The sequence below is a fragment of the Terriglobales bacterium genome, from assembly GCA_035567895.1.
In the GTDB taxonomy this organism is placed as follows: Bacteria; Acidobacteriota; Terriglobia; order Terriglobales; family Acidobacteriaceae; genus Gp1-AA112.
In genome coordinates, this window is the sequence record DATMPC010000043.1 from 1 (window position 1) to 20,997 (window position 20,997).

A 20,997-nucleotide genomic window follows, 5' to 3' on the forward strand; every position below is an offset into this window, starting at 1 on the left:
TAAAGCGGTTGTCACGGGGGACAGCTTTGCCTCTGTCTTGCCCATTCATTGTGGAGCGGCCAGTCTCGACAGCCGTGTTTCCGTAGATGCGCACCTGAACCTCGTCGGTGGTGATGGACTGAAATTTCAATTCACCGGACGCAAAATCTGAAATCACCTGCGGCTTGGTTCTCACGGCGCCACTTGGCCCTACGCCGATAAAATCAGCAGCATAGATGCGCTCAAGGGCCGCCACATCCGACTCGATCTGCGCCTGAATGCGTTCATGATCCAATTGTCTTATGACCTGCTCAATGCTTCTTCTTCGATCCCAGCTCTCGCGCGGGCTTTGTCCTAGGGCGATAGAGGCCGTCGTAAGGACAAGGACGGCGATGACAATTGTTCGTCTCATGGAGAGTTCGCCTTTGTTAATTACTCACTCGCGTGTTCGTTTCTTCGGCGCATAACGGTTGACTTGACGCGGAGGCGCGATTTCATTCAAGCATCGCCGGACCCGAGCGGTCAATGTGATGGACGAACTCCGAAGGTGTTCGGGTTCATCCCGCAATGCCTTCCTTCTCTTCAGAGTCAGTGTTCGGGTTCGCCAGAATCCTCACCAATAACGAGGGAAGCAGGATCAACGCAAGGTCGTCCTCGCGAGCCGGGTTACCAGAACCGATGCCAAACGCCGACTAGCAAACGCCGAGCGCTGCCAAAGGCTGCGCGAGACTTGGCGTCGCAAGGAGTTGCGGGACGCATGGGGCTACCCGCAATTTCTACCTGTGATTCATACCTGTATTACGGGCAAAGACTCGGAAAGACGCACTTCTACACGTTGTAAGTCGTTCTATCTCGTAATCGTGGTAGTTTGACACGGTAGAGGTCAGGAGTTCGAGTCTCCTCGTGCCTACCATTCTTCTTAGCCTCCAAGCATGCAACAGTTATAGTTGACCTCCTGGAGCGTCTCTATCAGACCATTCCTTCAGGCAGTGAACAAATTCGGCACAGGAGCGATCGTTGAAATTAGTCAGTTCGCGGACTTTTGCTGTTCCTCTCTTAATAGCCCTGAGTTCCACATTGTGCTTCTCGCAGATCGATGATGCCACGCGACAGATGTCCCGTGACATCTTCAAGCAGCTCGTTGAAATCAACACTACGGATTCTGTTGGGAACGTCAGCACGGCGGCGGAAGCCATGGCGCAACGGCTGCGAGCCGCCGGATACTCGGCAGCAGATATCCAGGTGATTGGGCCGAACGATCGCAAGAAGAACTTGGTTGCGCGTTTGCACGGCGCCGGCAGGAAGAAGCCGGTATTACTGATAGGACATCTCGATGTAGTCGAGGCGAAACGCAGCGACTGGACCACCGATCCGTTTCAGTTTGTCGAGCAGGACGGCTATTTCTACGGTCGTGGCACCCAGGACATGAAGGGCGCAGATGCCATCCTTGTGACTACGATGATCCGTCTGAAAAAAGAGAGTTATAAGCCGGAACGAGACATCATTCTTGCGCTCACCGCAGACGAAGAAGGCGGGAAATCGAATGGTGTCGATTGGCTTGTGAATAACCATCGTGAACTTGTCGATGCCGAGTTCGTGCTGAATCCAGATGGAGGGGGCGTGCAGCTCGAGAACGGCAAGCCGGTAATGATGGAGATGGATGCAACGGAAAAGCTCTACTCCGACTACCAGCTTAAAGTAACGAATCGCGGGGGCCACAGCTCGCTTCCGGTGGCGGACAATGCGATTTATCACATTGCAGACGCGCTCTCAAAGCTGGAGAGATACCGTTTTCCTTTCGAGTTGAACGACGTCACGCGCGCTTACTTCGCCCAGATGTCGAAAACTGAAACCGGACAGAAAGCGGCAGACATGAAGGCCATCTTGTCCACATCGCCAGATGAACAGGCCATTGGGCGATTATCGGAAGATCCGCTGAACAATTCACTGATGCACACCACGTGCGTGGCGACGCGTCTAGACGGAGGCCACGCAAATAACGCATTGCCGCAGACCGCCCGCGCTAACGTAAACTGCCGCATCCTGCCCGGGCACTCGATTGAAGAGACGCGACAGATGCTGATCAAGATCGTTGATGATCCAAAGGTCGCCGTCAGCAGCGTAGGCAGCGATGGGGAAGTTCAGACACAGAGTTTTCCGCGAAAATCTTTTCCGCCTCCGCCATTGTTGCCGCAGGTGATGAATCCGCTGGAACGCGTGACGCAGGAGATGTGGCCCGAAACCCCAGTTGTACCTTCGATGGCAACCGGAGCGTCTGATGGCGTGTACACCTCGCCTGCCGGCATGCCGACGTTCGGGATATCGGGACTCGCGCTCGACGTGAACGACATTCGGGCACACGGTAAGGACGAACGTCTGCCGGTGAAGTCGTTCTACGATGGCGTCGAGTTTTACTACAAGTTCCTGAAGGCTGTCGCGTCGGAATAAACGGCACATTCTTTTGGCACTGTCATCCCTCAGGCCGCCGAGTAGCTGTTGAAGTGTCTTTGCGCCGTTTGCGCCCTGGGGGGATCTGCTGTTTTCTAAAATCTGCGAAAAAGCAGATCTTCGCGCCGCATAAACAAGGGGCCGGTAGCTCTATGATTTTCGCTGCGGGGCGAGGGATGACAGTCTCATCAATAGTGTCACGCAACGAATAAACGACTTAGGCTTTCGCCAGCTCGTACAGATAATCCACGTGTGAGCGAACGGCTCCATCCAGTCCCTGCACCTTTGGATTACTCGACTCGATGACGTAGTACTCGTTGGGGGCGTGAGCTCCGCTTCCGTGTCCCAGCCCGAAGTGTCCGGCAGGCAGCCGTAGCGGCTCACCAGTGAACACAAACCCAGGCCAGGAACCAGCCAGCCGCGGGAACATGATGGGATCGATTCCCGATCGCTTGTACACAGCCTGGGCCGCGCGAATGACTCCCGAATCGGCAGGAGTAGTGGTGGGGTCGTATCCGCCTGTCATGTTGACTTCAATGTCGCCATAGCCATGCTTTACCAGGTGTGCTTTCAGCAGTTGCAATGACTCGGACGCAGTCATATCGGGAACAAGGCGGCAGTCGAGTTTCGCAACAGCCTTGTGAGGCAGAATCGTCTTTCCTCCAGGACCGGTATAGCCGCCGACTAGGCCTTCGATGTTTACAGTCGGGCGCGACACCAGCATCTCAAGCGCTTGCTGATAGGGAACATCGTTGATCCAGTGACTGATGCCGAGCGTGCGTTTCCGCGTGGCTTCATCCTCGCGGCGCGCGGCGACCGCGATCATTTGCTTGTCTGTCGCTGAGAGCGGACGTACTTTGTCCATGTAATTTGCGATGGCCGGGGTATTGCCATCAGGCGTCACGAGCGTGGTCAGCGCTTCGACAAGATGCCATGCCGGACTATCGGTCATCGCTTTCAAACTGGAGTGCACATCCTGTTTTGGGCCGCGTCCCCAACGCTCTCCGCTCGAGACTAATTCCAGCTCCATTACTCCCTTCGAGCCGAGATCAATCGTCACCTCGCCATCCGGATTCTGCGACGCTGAAGGCATGAATAGCCCGGTGCACTTCTTAAGAGCAGCGAGAATATCCGGACGCCTCACAATCTGCGGGAAATGGGGAGAGCCAATCTCCTCCTCGCCTTCGCCTACAAAAACAAAGTTAACGGGAGGTTTGCGCCCTGCGGCTTTGATGGCGTGCAGCGCCGCCAGAAATGTTGCCTCTGGCCCCTTCTGGTTCACGGCACCGCGTCCGACAACAACTTTCCCAAAACCGGTCTTGTCCACCAGTGCAGCTTCGAATGGAGGTGATGACCACTCCGAAGGATCCACCTGCTTCACGTCGTACATGAAGTAAAGTCCGATAGTTTTCGCGGCGCCATTGTCCATTGTGGCGAAAATACCCGGCTGACCATCCGTCGGCACCTGGGTGACTTGCTCAAAGCCCGCGTCGCGCAACATCTCCATCGTGAGCCGGCAGCCTTCCTGCATGCCGCGATTCTCAGCGGCGATCGACGGCTGGCGGATCCAGGTTTGCAAGCGTTGCACATTTTGGTCATGTTGCTTCTGGATTTGCGCAACGATGGGTTGAAGGTCGGAATCCTCGCTCTCGGCGGTGCTAGGAAGAGCGGTGCTGGCGGCGGCCATTGCGGCGGTAGCAACAAATTCGCGTCGGTTCATAACCGCGCGAGGATAAAGGATTGGAGAGCCACGTGTCTAGCCAACGGCAGACTGAGCTATTGTTTTCCCGTGAGCTGGCGAATCAAATCAACTTCTGCCTGACGATACGGGCTGCCATCAGGGCGCAGTACCTCGTGAAACCAGACGGAAGGCTCCTCGAGAACATAAGGACGTCTCCACGAATCCCACGGCAGATTGGTTTGAGTTTTCCCCACAACGAAACCCCAGTTGATCGCACCAACTTTCTCTTGCTTGGCGATCGGCAACACTGTATCGAATGTGCTGCCCGCAGAACGCGCCATGTATTCTGTGCAGATCACGGGCCGGTTGAACTTCCTTAGCCAGGTAACCTCGCTCTTGAAATACTCGGGCCAGGAATAATTGTGGAAGGTGATGACGTCTGACTCGCGCAGCTGAATCTCTTGTAGCGGGCCCAGCTTTGTCTCGTCCGGGTTTCTGCCGATTGTCCATACACCGCTAGTAAGAGGCTGCGTTGGGTTCATCTGGCGAACCCATGCGAACACCTGCGGCAAAAGCATCTCTACCTTTGCGTTCTTATCCTTCAGCTCCTGCTTGGAATAGGAGCTTTGGTTATCAGCGCCGGGTTCGTTCCACACATCCCATCCGAGAATGCGGTCGTCCTTAGCAAAGGCTCCCACGACGCCCTGAACGTATGCCTTCAGTCGCGGATACTGGCTTTCGTCCGTCAGCGCAGTCGCTCCGGGGCTCTGCACCCAACCCGAGTTGTGAATGCCCGGAATGGGTGGATGCTGTGGACCAAGATGAGGAAATGGGTCCCAGCAGGAATCGAAGATCACGAGCAGGGGCCGGATGTGATGGCGCGAGGCAATCGTGAGAAATCGATCGATACGCTTCTGGAAGCCCGCTGCATCCTGCTGCCAGAGCAGGTCGTGCAAGAAGACGCGCATGGTGTTCATGCCCATGGCTTCCGCCCAGCCAAGTTCCTGATCGATTTGGTCGGGATTGAAGGTGGCTTCCTGCCACATCTCTAACTGGTTGATTGCCGACCTGGGAATGTAATTGCTGCCGACGAGCCACGGCTGCTTGGCGTACCACTCCTGCGCCTTCTGCTCAGACCAGCGAGCACTCTGCGGATCCGCAGCGCTCATGGTAAAGGTCAGAAAGAGCAGCGTTATAGCGCTAACGAGCAATCTAGGCATTCTCTTCATTGGAGCTCCGGATTAGAACACGAGAGTTCACTTATAAGCGAGGCATCGGTGGTTTTATCAGGTTCCACGAAACCGATCCTTTCCGGTGCAAATGCCGGCGGTAAACTTTGTCACGACTGGTGACATACAGCCATTGCATGTCTGGGCCCCCGAATACCAGATTGGACAAACTAGTATCCTGCGGCTTATTGATGATCGCGTTTACTCTTCCCGGCTGATCGCAGACCTGAATTCCCAGCTTTGTCGCGACATAAAGGAAGCCTTCGGTGTCGTAAGTCATCCCATCGGCGCCGCTCTGCGAGGAATCGTCGGGAGTCTCCAGGCGATAGAACGGCTCGCCGTTCGTCAATGAGCCATCGGGCCCGACTTGGAACGACGAGACCCACTTGCCCCGAGTATCGGCCACTGCCAGCAGCGACTGATCGGGAGAGAGCCGGACTCCGTTCGGGAACTCGATGCCGGTGAAGACCACCCGCTTCTTGCCCGCAGCATCGATAAACCAGATTTGATGGTTAGGTGGATCGCTGAAGTAAACCTCGTTGCGCGCCGAGACGGCCAGATCATTCGAATCCACATCTTCAGCAAGCACCGACTCCCCGCCATCAGGCGAATATGCCACGATGCGCCGTTTTGTGCTTTGGCACACGTACAGACGTCCGTCAGGACCGAACATCATTCCGTTGGCTCCGCCACTGTCTTCTTTCCAAACGGTGATCTTGCCGCTCAAATCGATCTTGTGAATGCGATTGTTCGGACGATCGGTGAAATAAACATTCCCTTCCTTATCGACCGCAGGCCCCTCGGAGAACTTGAAGCCTTCGCCCACCATCTCCCACTCTTTTCCGGGCTCGAGAATCTCGTAAACACCGCGTTCATTTACCCTGACGGGTTTTGCCACGGGCTTGGGATAGTCCTTCCAGAGCCAACGCAAAGCGTCGGGGAGAATGGCGCCGCCATGTTTAGCGTTGTGGCCTTCGGAGCCAATTATGAAGTTGCTTTCATAACCTGCGAACTCTAGCGCAGAAGCAATGTCCTGATTCGCAATGAACCAGCTGCCTGAGTAGATGTTGAGATCGTTGCGTCCATCCTGCAGGAAAATGCGTAGCGGCTTGGGCTCGGTCTTGCGGATGAGTGAGGCCAACTCCTCGGCTCCCCGCAGATTCGTGAAGCTGCCAATGAAACTCAGGACGCGGTGGAATGCGTCCGGACGGGTCCAGGCCGCATTGAACGCGGCGATTCCTCCAGAGCTCGAACCAGCGAGCGCGTAGTCGTTGGGATCCTTCGACAACCGATAGCGGGTCCCGACCTCGGGCAGAATTTCCTCGATCAGAAATCGCGCGTAGCGGTCGCCGAGGGCGTCGTATTCGAAGCTTCGGTTATATCGGTTCTGCTGATTCGGCGATGCTGCCGGTAGGATTCCTGGATCTATGAAGATGCCAATCGTGACCGGCATTTCACCTTTGTGAATCAGGTTGTCAAGGACTATGGCGGCGCGCCAACTGCCGGAGTCATCCACCATGTGTCCGCCGTCCTGAAAGATCATGACGCATGCAAGCTTATCGGGCTTGTACTGCGCTGGAACGTAGATCCAGTAATCCCGCACCGTACCCGGATAGATCTTGCTGGTCCAGGAATATTTTGTGACCGTGCCTTTAAGAACGCCCGGCTGTCGTTGCGAATCGGGACCTAGGACATAGTCCTCAGCAAACAGCGTCGCCGACGAAAGCACGAGAAGGAACAGCAGTGAGGAAAACGCGGCTGTCTTCATGAACGGGAAGACATTGTATTTGAGAAAACGTGCGCAGCGTTGTGAGACCTATCCGACAGACTCGGACACTTCGCGTGGCTTCCAACTACGTGCGGCTTTCACGAACTCACGGAAAATAGCTTTCGAGGGTTCATCTACAGAATATGTGCGCTCAGGGTGCCACTGCACCGCCAGGACGAAGTGATCGGGCGAGGTACCTTCCAGGGCTTCGATGATTCCGTCTTCGGGGCACTGTGCCACGACGCGCAGCCCATCTCCGGGAAGATCTGCCGATTGATGATGGCTGGAGTTCACTCGAACTCTACCTGGGCCAACTAAACGGAAGAGTCTCGAAGCTGGGGTTACCTGAACGTCGTGGGCGAATTCGACCTTGCGACCTGCCTCATGATTAATGCTTGTGTTCTCGATGTGCTGGACTAGCGTTCCCGTACGCCAGACATTCAGCGATTGCAACCCATAGCAGATTCCCAGAACGGGTTTATGCAGGTTATGTGCATCTTGCAAAAGCAGTTCGTCCAGATTGTCGCGACCTGGATCCGCGGCTGCAGTCCTGGAATCCCGATCAGCGCCGAACTTCTGCGGATCGACGTCCGCTGGACTACCCGGGAGCAGCACCGCTTCACAATTCGTCACCAACTTGGCAATTTCATGCGGCGTGGCGCTGGCTGGAATCACCACTGCCTCCGCACCCTCCGCCTCGACCGCGTTCACATACTGCGGCAGTGATCGGTGATTGTATTCAGGGTTGGAAGAAGTGGGCTCAGGGATCGCAATGCGGGGCTTCATGCTGTGAAGTTAGTTTACAACTTCGAAGCTGGAAGCCGCGAAGCTAGCTTCCGACCTGTAACGGAATAAACCGCGGCGTTGGAGTATTCGCGTCGCGCCCTTTACGTTTGCTGAAAGCGCTTCGGTAGACAGCGTCATACTGCGCCCCCACGGCCTCGGCGCTGCGCGTGGCCACACAGTGCTCGCGGCCAGCGGAGGCGAGGGCGCGGCGAAACTGAGGGTTGCAGGCAAGAAAGCTGGCGCGTTGGGCAATGTCGTGCACCTCACCGGAACGGAACCAAAGGCAGCCACGCCCGTCTGGAGTAATGTCACGATGCGGCTCAACATCACTTGCAAGCAAAGCTCGGCCATGCGCCAAAGTCTTAAGGGCGATTCCACTTGCGGCGTGTTCGCGATCGCAAATGACAATGTCGGCTGAAGCGAGTGCCCTGTCCTGCATGGCAGTCGGCAAGACAGAAATCCACGGCGTGAGATTGCAGGCAGAAGCCATCTCCCAGATCGTGTCTCTTGCCTGCGTTTCTGCGAGAACAACTAATCGCACGTCGGGATGTTCGCGGCGCACGTTGCATAGGACGCGCATCCAGCGCAGAAGCGCATCGCGACTTTCCCAGTCTGGAGTTGGGAGACCGGGTATTAGGAGGAACACCGTATCGGGTCCTGCACCAGCGGACTCGATGAGCCATCTTCGTTCCGGAGCAGATTCCAGCAGACTGTGCTCGATAGGTTGTGGAATGAGAAAAGCGTTAGCAGCCTTAACCCCACGTTCCAGGCATGCGAGACGTTGGGTGTGATCGTGCACAACCACGGCCGCGGCTCGCGTCAGCACGAATTGCTCGGCAACCCTAAATGAGCGAGCTAGCCACGAATTCTCATCGCAATGCCCAACTGCAGCAGCCAGCTTTTCGACTGGTTGTTTCAGTTGATAGACAACGCATGACGAGGCTCGCACCGCCGCCATTCCCGCCGAAAAAGAGTGAGCATGCAGGATTTCAGACGACGTCTCTGCGGCACTCTCGTTCATGAGGCTCCGCCATTCGCGCACGTGATTCCAGGTGTGCAGAAGGGAGACCGGCTGTATGGATTCCCGTTTCGGTGCTTCGAGAAATGGATTCACTGCTGTGATCCCGGTTGGCGTCAGAAGAGAGGGACGCATGCCCGCAGCGAGTTGACCCTCCAAAAGCGGCAGCACATCGCGAGCCAACTCACAGGCATGTATCACTGTCCACGGATACTGTCGAGAAACGTGCGCTCGCCTGTCGGAGTCGGAGAGACCGCTCCCCATCGTCTGGGTAACCCTCATGGCTTTTCTCGCGCGCTGAAATCTACTACCACTCATGCTCAGGAAACTTCCTTTCGCTCTGCGGCGAGCAGCTGCGAGTATGGCAAGACTTGATTACGGCCTCGTGACTTCGCAGCGTACAGCGCCGCGTCCGCGCTCTCGATCAGCTTCTGACGGCAATCGGCATCCCGACCGTACACAGCTATTCCGATGCTGATCGTGAGTTTCTTGTGGCCATTGGTGCCCTCGATTTGGAAATCGGCATTTTGTACTGCCTTACGCACGCGCTGCGCTACCGAGATTGCTTCTTGCTCCGTCGCTTCGGGCAGGATGATGACAAATTCCTCTCCGCCATAGCGCGCCACCGTATCAACTTCGCGCATATCCTTTACGAGCAGGGAGGTGACTTGGCGCAATACTGAATCGCCAACTTGGTGTCCGTGGTTATCATTCAGCACCTTGAAGTGGTCGATATCGACCATGAGGAGCGAAAACTGCTCATTCCTGCGATCGGAACGTTTTACTTCCAGATCCAATTGCTGCTCGAAGTATCCCCGCGTACGTAGACCGGTCAGATAATCGGTGAATGCGAATCTCAGCAGGCCTTCGTTCGCTTGTTCGCGAGTCAACAAGTTTTCCGAGACGAGGGCAAGTGTCCAAAGCAGCTGGGCGTCGTCTTCGGTGAACCCTTCACTCTTCTCGCAGAAGAGCTGCAAGGAACCTAGCACTCGACCTTTTACGAATAAAGGGACTACCAAAGCCGATTTCGACCCGGCGGTGGCAAGTTCAGAATCAACCTTGGTACTCCGTCCGGCTTCCAGGAGCAATGGTTGCGCCTGTTGTGTAACCCAAAAATGAAGTAGGTTGCCACCCCACGGAACTTGAGGTCCGTCGTTGATATGTCCGCGGCGCAACCGCAGTTCAGTTTTTTCCTGAGGTTCGTTCCAGAAGTACACACACGCACTGTCGAAGCTAGTAATCATTGCTGCCAAGTCGCAGATAAGATTCAGTGCAGGGCCCAACTGCATCTGCGATCCGGTAACCGTCGCCATGCGCAGAATCGCCTGCACGCTACGCCAGCGCTTTCCCAGGATTTCTGGGCTCAGTTCGCCTTTTGGTTGCACGGCGAACTGCGCGGTATCGAGTTCGGGACCAGAAGGCATGGACATTGCTAAGTGATTAAGACTGGCAAAATTCTGGGTCAGGAGCCGACCGGAAACAGTTCTGCTGCTCCTAAGATGCCGAAATAAGGGGACTTCGTGGTATCGAGCTAATTAACCTGAGGACATAGCCCCGGGGAAAGCTGCAAGACGCGCAGTATGTTTTACCCATAAAACCCGAAGATATCGGGTGAAAGTCGGCTACTCAGAACCCAGCTTCCCGCATGCTTTTTGGGCATTTGCCGTAGGTCCAGATAAATGAAGCACTTGCAAACTGCAGTACTCCGGTACTAGGATAGCTGCAGCTGTGAACACGCTTACCCCCGATGAGCGTGTCGCTCGCGTCGCCCGTTCCAAAACCTAGAAGTTGCGGTTCACCCTGTTCGTTTCCTGTGCTTGGCCCGCCCTGCTGGCCAGCACGCCACGGAGAAGCGTCATGGCTTGGTACGCATACTGCATTACCGAACAGAAGGCGTTCTTAGGTTCTGCTCGTTCTCGTCGTCCTTTCCCGGTTGATGGATTAAACGGTGTTCGTGGCAGTCAAGTGTTTGCCTATCCCAGCGGGGAACTCGCAGTGATCGTTAGCGAATATATGCCTGGTGAACTGAATCAGCAGGCGGTCATCGAACACGCGCGCGTAGTCAGCGAATGCTTCCGCAATACCACCGTATTGCCGTTCCGTTTTGGAACAGTCTTCGATACGGACGAAGCGCTGCGCAGGGCTATCCGCGCCAACCGAAAGGCATTTACGGACTCCGTTTTCAGGTTGAAGGGTAAGGCCGAAATGCATCTGAAGCTCGTCGTCAAAGATGGATCTCTACGAGAGGCCATGAACGACATTGAGCTGCCAAGCTCGGTCGGCGGCGAGTACTTATGCCGACTCCGCGAGAAAGCCGCCCGTCATCGCGAGCGCCAGACCAAGGCGCGCGCCCTCTCGGTGCAGGTAAACAAGCTCTTTCATCCGCTCGAAGAAGAGGTAAGCTGTCGTAAGAATGACACTGGCGGAATGCTCATCGATATCGCCCACCTGATTGATGAGAAAGCCGTAGAGCGTTACCAAAACAGCTATTCCAGCGCTGCCCGCCAGCTCAAGAATTGCGAAATCCTGATCAGCGGACCGTGGCCCCCATATCACTTCATGCCCGGCAAGCTACGGACCCCTGGCAGCACGAATAGCTAAAGTCTTTAGGATCGTATTTTGGAAAACCCGGCTTACGGCCGGGTTTTTTGTTCCGTGCCGGATAATCTTCCCGGCACTTCCGTTAGTGCTCTCACACAAAACTCGTTTCTCTTCACGAAATCTGGGCTAACATAGGCATCTAAGTACCACTCTTTGGAATCTGAGTACATGATTCATGCCTCGGACGCAGGCGACCTGGCTTTGTTCTTACCGCAGTCAAGCCTACGCGCCCATCGCGCTAAGTACTCAGTTTTCTTGCCTTTAAGCGCACGATCCGACCGAATACCGGCATAGGGGAGCCAGCGTTTGCAGCCGAAGATCCGGATTCTGATCGCCGACGATGATCAAGCAATGACCCGCTCGCTCGGCGAATATCTCGCGCGGCGCAACTTCGAAGTAGCCGTAGCTACGAATCACGAGGAAAGTCTGCGGACGCTGCGTTCATTCGATCCGGGCATGGTTTTACTGGACTTTACGCTGCCTCCGGTGGATGGAAGCGAGACACTCGAGCGCCTCAAGCAATTGCGTCCGGAAACTCCGGTAATCGTTTATTCAAGTGATGCAAGCCCAGAGGTGGCTTTCCGGCTCTCGAAGTTGGGCGCAGAAGATTACATAACAACTCCATTCCAACTGAATGATCTCTTCTCACGAATTTCACGCATCCTGGAAAAGCGGGGACCAGCCGACGGGGGACAGCTGCGCGATCGAGTGCGCCGCCAGACCGATTTCTCAACACTGTTCGGCACCAGCCCGCGCATGGAGGAGATCAAGAACACAATTGAACAAGTTGCAGATACTAGCGCCACGGTCTTGATCCGTGGCGAGAGCGGCACGGGCAAAGAAGTAGTGGCGCGGATGATATATAGCCAATCGCTTCGGCGCGAGAAGCCGTTCGTCAAAGTGAATTGCGCCGCCATCCCACACGAACTGCTGGAGAGCGAGCTATTTGGATACGAACCTGGAGCGTTTACCGGGGCAAACCGTCAAAAGCTGGGCAAGTTCGATCAGGCAAACTTCGGCACCCTCTTTCTTGATGAGATCAGCGAGATGCATCCGGCGCTCCAGGCAAAGCTGTTGCACGTCTTGCAGGATGGACAGTTCTCGCGCCTTGGCGGCAAACGTGACATCGGAGTCGATGTTCGCGTACTTGCCGCCACGAACAAGTTCCTTGAGCAGGCGGTTGCGCAGGGCGCATTCCGCGAAGATTTGTTCTACCGGCTGAATGTCGTCACAGTACACATTCCTCCGCTGAGGGACCGGCGTGAAGAGATTCCATTGTTCCTGGAATTCTTTTTGCGGAAGTACAGCGAATTTTATGGTAAGCAACCGCCAGCGTTCAGCGAGTATGCGGTCACGCGGATCATGGATTACACCTGGCCCGGGAATATCCGCGAATTGGAAAACCTGGTGAAGCGATACGTGATCGTGGGCAACGAGTCGCAGATCATTCGCGAACTGTCCACTCACAAGCCCATCATGTACTCCGAGGCGGCAACATCGCCGAACCCGCCTCCAGCTCCTCAACCGCTCCCGCCGCAACCGGTGAACGAGAATCATCGCCATGCTGGAAACTCAAAAGATCTGAGCGAGGATCGGCCGTCGCTGCTGGAGATCGGCCGTCGCGCTGCCATGAATGCGGAGCGCGAATACATCGAGCGAGTACTTCTGGAAACACGTTGGAATCGTCGTCAGGCGGCGAAGATCCTCAAGATTAGCTATAAGGCACTCCTTAACAAGCTCAAACTGATAGAAGAGCAGAATGCTCAATCTAAGCAGCCTGAATCCTAAAAGTGGTACTTCGATTCCACATACTCTTTCACAGGATTTTCCATCAGGTAAGTCTCTCGAAGTTCCTTAGGGTATTTCGAAACGCCGAAAGACGCGTCAATTCTAGAGATTCCTAAGTGCTCCATTTTCAACACCTAGCAATCATTGATTTGGCTTGCGAAGTGCTTAAGGGAAGGGCAAGAAAAGAGGCTACATACTTTAAGACCTATGGTCTTTCACTTTGAAGAATTTCTTCACCCTTGCTTGGCCGCTTTGCGGTCCAGCCCCTTGCTTCTCCTACCGTGAATGGTTCCCTTCCCCTTTGCCTCTTTGAAATAAGCCCTCGATAGTGAGGGCTTTTTTCTTGGCGGCTAGATCTTGCTGCGCGCCATTCCCAATCTGGAACAACCGCTTCCGAATTGCACCATTCGACGAGCACCTCGTCTTTCGTAACAAAACGTAACCTGCAAGCGCACAAACATCTGATGTTCAACGGGTTTGGATAGTAGATGGGGGATTCGAGCGCTGCCCGCGTTTGACGCGGTATTCTGCCCGGGCATATGATTTTTGTTTCCCCAAAAGCCGCCGCGGCATCTATGTATTTTCGACTTTTCGCGAGGTGACCAAGGGAAATGCAGGCAACTATGGAAAAGAAGCGCCTGGAACAGTTCAAGAAGCAGCTCGAGCAGCGGCAACAGGAGCTGCGCCGTGTGGTGTCGCGCACCCAGGAAGACGGCCGCATTGCTGACGCGGAGGCAGCGCAGGACATCGCTGACCGCGCCGCCAACTCCTACACCAAGGAATTCCTCTTCGCCCAGAGCAACAACGACCGGCAGCTTCTCGGGATGGTGGAGTTGGCTCTGTCGCGAATTCGCGAGGGCAGCTTTGGGGAATGCATCAATTGTGGCAACGAGATCAATGCTAAACGGCTTGAGGCCGTGCCTTGGACGCGGTATTGCATCGAGTGCCAGGAAAAGATGGAAAAGGGTATGCTCGAAGAATCCCACACGTAAAAGACAATTTCGTCCCCGAAATCCGGCCCACGCGGCCGGATTTCTTATTTTCGGCCCGACGATTCGCGACGGCTGCTTCTCCGATCCCTTGCTGGACGAACTTCGCGATATGTATAGCGGCTGAGAACCGCTTCGCCAGGATGCACCTCGCTGCGGGCTTCTTCGGATCGTACTGCAGGCTTCGGTGCACTGCTCACTTCAAAGACCCCTTCCCAGAACGTCGCACGTCCACCGACGCCGAGATTGGAATCTGGATCTCTGCCAGTCATACCGATCTGCCTGAGGCGCAATGCCCGTATATCAGTCGCCTGCCGTAAGAACGAAGAAACTAGAATGAGCGGTTCAAGGGGGACGTTAAAAAGACCAATTGCTGGGATGACCGGGCAGCCAAGGCAGGTTGTTGCTGGTCGTGCAGCATTCTAGCAGGAACCCTAGAACATCCTATAAATCCTTTGCTGGGACTTTCAGGCGGTGCGTTGTAGCCAGTCTGCGTACAACCTGTGAAACTGATGTACACCTTTTTCCTGCTTCGCGCTGAAGCGGCCGCGAGTATAGCTGCGTGACTTCAGATTCCGATGTACGACTTCGCAGATGTGTCCGTCTTCAACCTGGATCTCATCGCTGAATCGGATCGTTGTCGCCGGAGCCTCCGTCTTCAATACGTTCTCCGGGAAATACCACTCAAAGATCGCGACGCAACGCTCCGTCGCGAGCGGCAGCACGATGTTGAGCGACACGTTGTCAGGATAGCAGTTCAGCATCCAGTTGGGGAAAATCCAGAAATATTCGGCCTCGTCGCCGCCGGACGCCTGGCTATATCGGCGTTGCACATCCTTCTCATTCTCCGGACCACGAATCGGACTCGCCTGGCGTGAGTGGAACTCAAAGGTTTCTGTCAGGTATTGTCCGTAATCGAGTTCGCGATTCAAGCTGGGATGCACGCTGGGCAGGTGATAGCCCTCGAGATAGTTGTCGACATAGACCTTCCAATTGCATTCCATCACGTACTCGCGGCGGTCTGCCAGCTTGAGCTTATCCAATCCATACTTCGCCGCTTGCTTTGGCAGCTCGCGCAAACTTGGCAACAGCGCCTGCGCCTTTGGATCGAGGTGTACAAAGACCCATGCGCCCCATTCCCCAACCGGAACAGGTTGCAGGCCAAACTGCGAATGATCAAAATTGGCCGTGCCGTCCATCTCTGGCGCATTCAGCAGGCGACCGTCGAGCGAGTATGTCCAGCCGTGATATCCGCAGCGGAATACCTTGCGCGATCCGCATCCCTCGGCCGGCGGACCCGCGCGATGACGGCATACGTTGTAAAAACCGCGAAGTACTCCATCAGTGCCGCGTACGATCAACAACGGTTCACCAATAAGGTCGGCTGTGAAGTAGTCGCCGGGATTCGTTACTTGATCGCGACGCCCAACGATCTGCCACGTTCTGCCAAACAGAAATTGTTTCTCGCGCTCCAGCAGGGCCGGATCGAGATATACATCGGCCGGAAGGGTCCACGACTTTCCGACTGCTGTATCAATCTCGACATTCGACTTTGAGTGCAAACGAGAAACGGTGGCCATGGATTTGGATATCTATTTAATCACGGACAGATGGCAGAATCGGGTGATCGGGCCATCGGGTGATCGGGTGAAGTAAGGACTGGCGAGCTACGGTTTCTGGCTTCGAACGGATTGTCCCCCTTACTGTCATCCCGAAACGAAGTGAGGGATCTGCTTTCTTTATGTGACACCAAACAGCAGATTCCTCGCGCCAAAACCAGGCGCTTCGGCATGACAATGTATAGAGGCGCTTGGCGAGTTTTACTTCGCCCGATCACCCGATGGCCCGATCACCCGATTCCCTGCTACGATTGCGCTTCCGCTTTCCAAAGGACCTGATTGGCTTCAGCGGTGGAAGTGCCGAGTTCACTGCGCAGGCGCGGACGCCTGCTGCAAATCCTTGGCTTTGGATTCGGCATGGCTGTCATCGTCGGCAACACCATCGGAGTTGGCATGCTTCGCACTCCGGGCGACGTGGCCACCCAACTTCCAAGCCGCGAACTATTCCTCGCCGTATGGATTGTCGGCGCCTTCCTCACCTTCCTCGCGGCCACGAATATCACTGAGTTGGGCACGATGCTGCCTTACTCCGGCGGACACTACACTTTTGCGCGTCATGCGCTAGGGGAGTATCCCGGATTCGTAATCGGATGGACCGATTGGCTTTCGACTTGCGGCAGCGAATCCGCAGCGGCCGTGGTGATGGGTGAGTATCTCGGAATATTGTTCCCTCCACTGGTAGGCAAGGCCCGATTGCTGGCTGCGGCAATCGTGATCTTGCTGGCAGCGCTGCAATGGCGCGGAGTGCGGTGGGGCAGCGGCTTCCAGCAGTTCAGCACACTGCTGAAGGGATTAGGATTTTTCGCCTTCGTATTCGCTTGCTTCTTCTTTCAACCGGCTAGCTCTCAACCCGCGCCCTCAACGCTGACACAATTGCCGCATGGATGGCCACTATTCGTCGCATTCCTATTGGCAATGCAGTCGATGATCTACACGTACGACGGCTGGGCGGGGGTTATTTACTTCTCGGAAGAAGTGCAGAATCCAGCTAGGAATATTCCACGATCAACGTTCGGCGGAGCCTTGGCCGTAGCCGCTATCTACATCTCCGTTGGATGGGCGCTCGTGCACGTGCTGCCGGTAAGTGCATATGCCGGACAGCAGATGGCTCTCGGCACCGCTGCCGATTCGATCTGGAGCGGCCATGGAACGCGGCTCATCGCCGCGCTCACCGTCATCTCAGTGATCAGCTTCATGAACGCCTGTCACATGATGGCATCGCGCATACTCTTCGCGATGTCGCGCGACAAGCTGGTGACCAGTCACGCTGATGTGGTAAACCGCGGAGGCACTCCGACAATTGCCCTGGCGCTCAGCACCGCCGCGGCACTGATGTTCATCGTGTATGGCGGATTCAATAAGATCATCGCCGTGCTGGCTTTTTTCTTTGTCATCAACTACATCGCCGACTTCATCTCGATCTTTCTGATGAGACAGCGTGAACCAAATCGGGAACGGCCCTATCGCATTCCGGGATACCCGTGGACAACCATCCTTGCATTGCTGATCTATCTAGGATTCCTGGCAAGTATTTGCGCAGCAGATACGCGCAATAGTATCTATGCGCTAATTCTATTAGCTGGAAGCTATCCTGCGTTCAAGCTTGTAAAAAGGATATCTGCGGGTTCGCCGCAATGAGACGCAGCATGCTGCGTCTCTACCGGAGCACGACATTGTCAATCAACCTAGTCGTTCCTACAAAGGCCGCCACCGCCAGCAGGCTTCCAGCTTGAGCTTCGGAGACGGGCTCCAAGGTGTCACGATCGACAATCTCGATGTAATCCACTCGCACTGACGGTTCGCCCGCAAAGACTTCGCGGGCAGTCTCGATGAGCTTCGTTGCAGTGCGCTCGCCGGCGCGATATCGGTTGTCGACTTCGCGCACAGCCCGTGAGAGCACAGTTGCTTGCTTGCGCTCTGCTGGTAAGAGGTACGCATTTCGGGAAGACAGGGCCAGACCATCCGACTCGCGCACGATCGGGGCGACAACGATCTCTACAGGAAACATCAAATCGCGCACCATCCGTTTGATGATTGCAGCCTGCGCGGCGTCCTTTTGTCCAAAGAAAGCAACGTCGGGCTCAAGGATGTGAAATAGCTTTGCGACAACGGTTGTGACACCACGAAAGTGCCCGGGGCGCGAGCGTCCATCAAGCCGATCGGTAATCCCTTCGGCCGTGACAAACGTAGCAGCTCCGGCTGGATACATCTCTTCGACACTCGGCGCGAACAACAGATCTACGCGCTCGGCTTCCAGCTTTTGGCGATCTGCTTCGAAGGGACGTGGATACTTCGCGAGATCCTCATTGGGACCGAATTGCGTCGGATTTACAAAGATGGAAGCAACAACGAAATTGGATTGCGACTTCGCCAAGCGTACGAGAGAGATGTGCCCATCGTGTAAAGCGCCCATTGTGGGAACAAACCCGACTCTCTTGCCCTGCAGCTTGGCTGCGCGTACCTCAGAGCGAGTGTCGACAGCTCTGTGCAGAATTTTCATTCAGGAATGGCTACCAAATCGGTACCGGCGGCGGTAGCCGCTGGGTCAGTGGGAGCGGAGCGACTCGTGCTCGCGCGCCTCGTTGACCGGACGGCTGCCGCCGCCGGTACTGACTAACGCGTCATCGCGCGTTTGCGCGCCCGAATCGTCTCCAACGCGGCTTGAGTCTCGCGCGGCAGGTGATACGACTCCTGATCCGCCGGAAAAGCCTTCGATTCCACGTCAGCCTTGAACTGCTTCACCGCTCCCGAGATCAGCCCTGCTACGTCGGCGTACTGCCGAACAAACTTTGCCGGCTCGCGATCGGTTAAGTTAAGGATGTCGTGGAAGACCAGAACCTGGCCGTCGCAATCGGGACCTGCACCGATGCCGATCGTCGGACACTCCACTTCCTCGGTAATAATGCGCGCGACTTCGCGGGGAATGCCCTCCAGCACGATCGAGAAGACGCCCGCGCGATCCAACGCGACTGCATCTTTCACTAGACGTTCGATGGCGTTCAGGCTCTTACCCTGCACGCGATAGCCACCCATCATGTGCACCGATTGAGGTGTCAGCCCAATGTGCCCCATAATGGGAACCTCAGCATCGAGCAAGCGGTGGACCAAGCCCACGCGCTTATCGCCGCCTTCGATCTTCACAGCTTCCGCGCCGCCGTCTTTGAGGAAGCGCGTGGCGTTCTTGACCGCATGTTTTTCATCGACCTGATACGAGGCGTAGGGCATGTCCGCGATTACCAGAGCGCGTTTCACACCACGGCGGACTGCGCGCACGTGATGCAGCATTTCTTCGACCGTGATGGGCAGAGTGTTCTCATACCCAAGCACGACCATGGCGAGCGAATCGCCTACCAGGATCATGTCAACACCAGCCTGGTCGACGAGTCGCGACGTGGCGTAATCGTAAGCCGTAAGACACGTAATCGGCGTGCCCTGCTGCTTCTTTTCTTGTATGGAATTGATGGTGACCTTGGCGTCGTCACCAAAACGAGGCGAGGTGATGCTCATTGTTTCCTCCAGTGCACTTCCACGCGTGGATAGCGCCCGTCGCTGCAAATTAGGATGCAGACGAAAAGAGTTTAGTCGCAAATCACGGAAAAACCAAGGACGAGGCGAACACGAAGGTCACGAAGGCTAAACAAAAGGTCACAAAGGGGTTAGGAACGGCAGCTCTAGATCACAGTTTTCGGTTCGGCTCTTTCTTCCTGGGTGACCTCTTGTTTCCGCCTTCGTGACCTTCGTGTTCGCCTCGTCTCTGGGCCCGCGTGCCTGGTAATCCTCAGTGCTGCTCCAACAGCACTACATCTCTCCTGCCTCTCCCGCCCCACTCAGCTTGCCGCTCTTCCTGTTTCACCGGCGCGCTCTCCTGTGGCTCGGTGAACTTGAACTGTTTGCTGGGGGTGAGCTCCTGCTTCTGGTACGACGATCCGATGTCTTGGCCATATACCACCTCCGGAATTGCGGCCATGCGGTAGTAGAGCAGTTTGCCGACGAACTGGCCGTCTTCCAGCAGAATCGGCATGTCGTGCGCGCGGACCTCGAGCACCGCCTTTGTGCCGGGGATCTCACCCTGCGCGCCGTAGCCGAATCCAGGGTCGAAAAAGCCCGCGTAGTGGACGTGGAACTCGCCCATCGTCGGATCATACGCGACCATCTCTGCCGCATGATCGGGGGGAACGCGGACTTTCTCTTTCGACGCCAGCAAATAGAACTCGTCGGGTTCCAAAATAAGACGACGAGTAGCGGGCTTACGAATGAACTCCCAGAAATCGGCCATTTCATAATGACGAATCTTGCTGAGATCGATCGGAGCGGCGTATTTCTTCGCCTTGTAGGCAACGATATCCGAGCGCTCGCTGCCTTCCAGATTCACCGTTACTGATAGTCCGCGGTTGATGGCGTCTACGAGACGGTCCTCGGTTTCGTAGCGGACAAGCTGATCGTCCTTGGCCAGTTCACGCAGAACGCTGTCACGACGAGCTTCCACCTTGCCGCGGATGAACCGAAGCTGATTGAGCTTCAATCCCTCGCGAACATAAACAGGAAAACTTCGGGTTACGACCTCGGCGTACAGTTCGCCAGAATAACCTCGCGGAACTCGTTCAAACTCTTCGCCATGCTCGGTGATTAGCCGCGTGAATATATCCAGCCGCCCGGTCGTGCTCTTCGGGTTCGCGATGCCGCTCACGTCGGCAGGCAGGCTCAGCGTCTCGGTGAGCTTCACGATGTAGACCGAGTTTGGCGTCAGCAAGGTGGGCTGCCGTAGATCAAGCGTGTCGATCAACAGCCCGTCATGCACCTTTTTCAGCAAGGTGGATGATTTGCCCGGTAGAAAACTGGCTCGCACGTGAAACGCCTGCTGGCCCAGGCGCAAGTCGATGCTGGCCGGCTGAATCTGCTCATCCTTAATCGGCAGAGATTCAGGAGCCGCGATCACGCCGTTCTTTACCAGCGCACGCAGTGATTGCGCTGGCAGGATTCCATTGTTGCGCTCCAGTTCTGGTGCGTCAGGCAGATTTTGCTTGGATGTATTCATCGTTAGACAAGCAGGTTACTTGCCAGAACAATGCAGGGCAATAGGTAGGTTTGCGA

At 55.7% G+C, this 20,997-nt stretch carries 16 protein-coding genes; 5 read left to right on the plus strand and 11 right to left on the minus strand.

All coding sequences use genetic code 11. From position 1 onward, the window contains the following. Window positions 1–391, minus strand: a 391-nt coding sequence (locus VNX88_09290; GenBank protein ID HWY68846.1) for a nuclear transport factor 2 family protein, incomplete at its 3' end; no start/stop codon positions are given. 605 nt (window positions 392–996) lie between these two features. On the opposite strand from VNX88_09290, the gene VNX88_09295 reads away from it, so the two are divergent. After that, window positions 997–2,427 carry a M20/M25/M40 family metallo-hydrolase gene (locus VNX88_09295; protein ID HWY68847.1) on the plus strand — a complete coding sequence of 477 codons (1,431 nt, stop codon included), beginning with the start codon at window positions 997–999 and terminating at the stop codon, window positions 2,425–2,427. Window positions 2,428–2,644: 217 nt separating this feature from the next. Here VNX88_09295 and VNX88_09300 read toward each other — a convergent pair whose 3' ends face one another. From VNX88_09300 to VNX88_09325, 6 genes are read right to left on the minus strand one after another with little or no spacing between them, the layout of a single operon-like run. After that, window positions 2,645–4,147, minus strand: a complete 1,503-nt coding sequence (locus VNX88_09300; protein HWY68848.1) for a M20/M25/M40 family metallo-hydrolase — start codon at window positions 4,145–4,147, stop codon at window positions 2,645–2,647. A 56-nt stretch (window positions 4,148–4,203) separates the two neighbouring features. Beyond that, window positions 4,204–5,328: a cellulase family glycosylhydrolase gene (locus VNX88_09305; GenBank protein HWY68849.1), complete on the minus strand. Its 1,125-nt coding sequence runs from the start codon at window positions 5,326–5,328 to the stop codon at window positions 4,204–4,206. 40 nt (window positions 5,329–5,368) lie between these two features. Continuing rightward, a complete protein-coding gene (locus VNX88_09310) occupies window positions 5,369–7,105 on the minus strand; it encodes an SMP-30/gluconolactonase/LRE family protein (GenBank protein ID HWY68850.1) in 1,737 nt (578 codons plus the stop codon). A 48-nt stretch (window positions 7,106–7,153) separates the two neighbouring features. Then, window positions 7,154–7,891 (minus strand): gamma-glutamyl-gamma-aminobutyrate hydrolase family protein, encoded by a 738-nt coding sequence (locus VNX88_09315; protein HWY68851.1) that lies wholly within the window; start codon window positions 7,889–7,891, stop codon window positions 7,154–7,156. A 43-nt stretch (window positions 7,892–7,934) separates the two neighbouring features. Further along, window positions 7,935–9,191 carry a glycosyltransferase gene (locus VNX88_09320; GenBank protein HWY68852.1) on the minus strand — a complete coding sequence of 419 codons (1,257 nt, stop codon included), beginning with the start codon at window positions 9,189–9,191 and terminating at the stop codon, window positions 7,935–7,937. A gap of 38 nt (window positions 9,192–9,229) precedes the next feature. Further along, window positions 9,230–10,333, minus strand: coding sequence for a sensor domain-containing diguanylate cyclase (locus VNX88_09325; GenBank protein HWY68853.1), 1,104 nt, complete (start codon window positions 10,331–10,333; stop codon window positions 9,230–9,232). Window positions 10,334–10,766: 433 nt separating this feature from the next. Between VNX88_09325 and VNX88_09330 the strand changes: the two genes are divergently transcribed. From VNX88_09330 to VNX88_09340, 3 genes are all read left to right on the plus strand, one after another. Then, window positions 10,767–11,510 (plus strand): GvpL/GvpF family gas vesicle protein, encoded by a 744-nt coding sequence (locus VNX88_09330; protein HWY68854.1) that lies wholly within the window; start codon window positions 10,767–10,769, stop codon window positions 11,508–11,510. Window positions 11,511–11,816: 306 nt separating this feature from the next. After that, complete coding sequence (locus VNX88_09335; GenBank protein HWY68855.1) at window positions 11,817–13,298, plus strand: sigma-54 dependent transcriptional regulator; 1,482 nt, start codon at window positions 11,817–11,819, stop codon at window positions 13,296–13,298. Between the two features lie 623 nt (window positions 13,299–13,921). Then, a complete protein-coding gene (locus VNX88_09340; protein HWY68856.1) occupies window positions 13,922–14,290 on the plus strand; it encodes a TraR/DksA family transcriptional regulator in 369 nt (122 codons plus the stop codon). 464 nt (window positions 14,291–14,754) lie between these two features. Here VNX88_09340 and VNX88_09345 read toward each other — a convergent pair whose 3' ends face one another. Beyond that, window positions 14,755–15,867: an aromatic ring-hydroxylating dioxygenase subunit alpha gene (locus VNX88_09345; protein HWY68857.1), complete on the minus strand. Its 1,113-nt coding sequence runs from the start codon at window positions 15,865–15,867 to the stop codon at window positions 14,755–14,757. A gap of 318 nt (window positions 15,868–16,185) precedes the next feature. On the opposite strand from VNX88_09345, the gene VNX88_09350 reads away from it, so the two are divergent. Then, window positions 16,186–17,544 carry an APC family permease gene (locus tag VNX88_09350; protein HWY68858.1) on the plus strand — a complete coding sequence of 453 codons (1,359 nt, stop codon included), beginning with the start codon at window positions 16,186–16,188 and terminating at the stop codon, window positions 17,542–17,544. Between the two features lie 19 nt (window positions 17,545–17,563). On the opposite strand, the gene panC is transcribed toward VNX88_09350, so the two are convergent. From panC to VNX88_09365, 3 genes are all read right to left on the minus strand, one after another. Continuing rightward, window positions 17,564–18,406 carry a pantoate--beta-alanine ligase gene (gene panC / locus VNX88_09355; GenBank protein HWY68859.1) on the minus strand — a complete coding sequence of 281 codons (843 nt, stop codon included), beginning with the start codon at window positions 18,404–18,406 and terminating at the stop codon, window positions 17,564–17,566. Between the two features lie 113 nt (window positions 18,407–18,519). Then, the gene (gene panB / locus VNX88_09360; protein HWY68860.1) at window positions 18,520–19,413 is read right to left on the minus strand and encodes a 3-methyl-2-oxobutanoate hydroxymethyltransferase; all 894 of its coding nucleotides are present in this window, start codon (window positions 19,411–19,413) and stop codon (window positions 18,520–18,522) included. 271 nt (window positions 19,414–19,684) lie between these two features. Then, window positions 19,685–20,941, minus strand: coding sequence for a 2'-deoxycytidine 5'-triphosphate deaminase (locus tag VNX88_09365; protein ID HWY68861.1), 1,257 nt, complete (start codon window positions 20,939–20,941; stop codon window positions 19,685–19,687). Window positions 20,942–20,997 lie beyond the last annotated feature (56 nt).

Excerpts from the sequence above, each read along its gene's own strand:
- VNX88_09300 (HWY68848.1), bottom strand. The coding sequence starts at position 4,147 with ATGAACCGACGCGAATTTGTTGCTACCGCCGCAATGGCCGCCGCCAGC.
- VNX88_09305 (HWY68849.1), bottom strand. The coding sequence starts at position 5,328 with ATGCCTAGATTGCTCGTTAGCGCTATAACGCTGCTCTTTCTGACCTTT.
- VNX88_09310 (HWY68850.1), bottom strand. The coding sequence starts at position 7,105 with ATGAAGACAGCCGCGTTTTCCTCACTGCTGTTCCTTCTCGTGCTTTCG.
- VNX88_09315 (HWY68851.1), bottom strand. The coding sequence starts at position 7,891 with ATGAAGCCCCGCATTGCGATCCCTGAGCCCACTTCTTCCAACCCTGAA.
- VNX88_09320 (HWY68852.1), bottom strand. The coding sequence starts at position 9,191 with ATGAGGGTTACCCAGACGATGGGGAGCGGTCTCTCCGACTCCGACAGG.
- VNX88_09325 (HWY68853.1), bottom strand. The coding sequence starts at position 10,333 with ATGCCTTCTGGTCCCGAACTCGATACCGCGCAGTTCGCCGTGCAACCA.
- VNX88_09330 (HWY68854.1), top strand. The coding sequence starts at position 10,767 with ATGGCTTGGTACGCATACTGCATTACCGAACAGAAGGCGTTCTTAGGT.
- VNX88_09340 (HWY68856.1), top strand. The coding sequence starts at position 13,922 with ATGGAAAAGAAGCGCCTGGAACAGTTCAAGAAGCAGCTCGAGCAGCGG.
- VNX88_09345 (HWY68857.1), bottom strand. The coding sequence starts at position 15,867 with ATGGCCACCGTTTCTCGTTTGCACTCAAAGTCGAATGTCGAGATTGAT.
- panC (HWY68859.1), bottom strand. The coding sequence starts at position 18,406 with ATGAAAATTCTGCACAGAGCTGTCGACACTCGCTCTGAGGTACGCGCA.
- panB (HWY68860.1), bottom strand. The coding sequence starts at position 19,413 with ATGAGCATCACCTCGCCTCGTTTTGGTGACGACGCCAAGGTCACCATC.
- VNX88_09365 (HWY68861.1), bottom strand. The coding sequence starts at position 20,941 with ATGAATACATCCAAGCAAAATCTGCCTGACGCACCAGAACTGGAGCGC.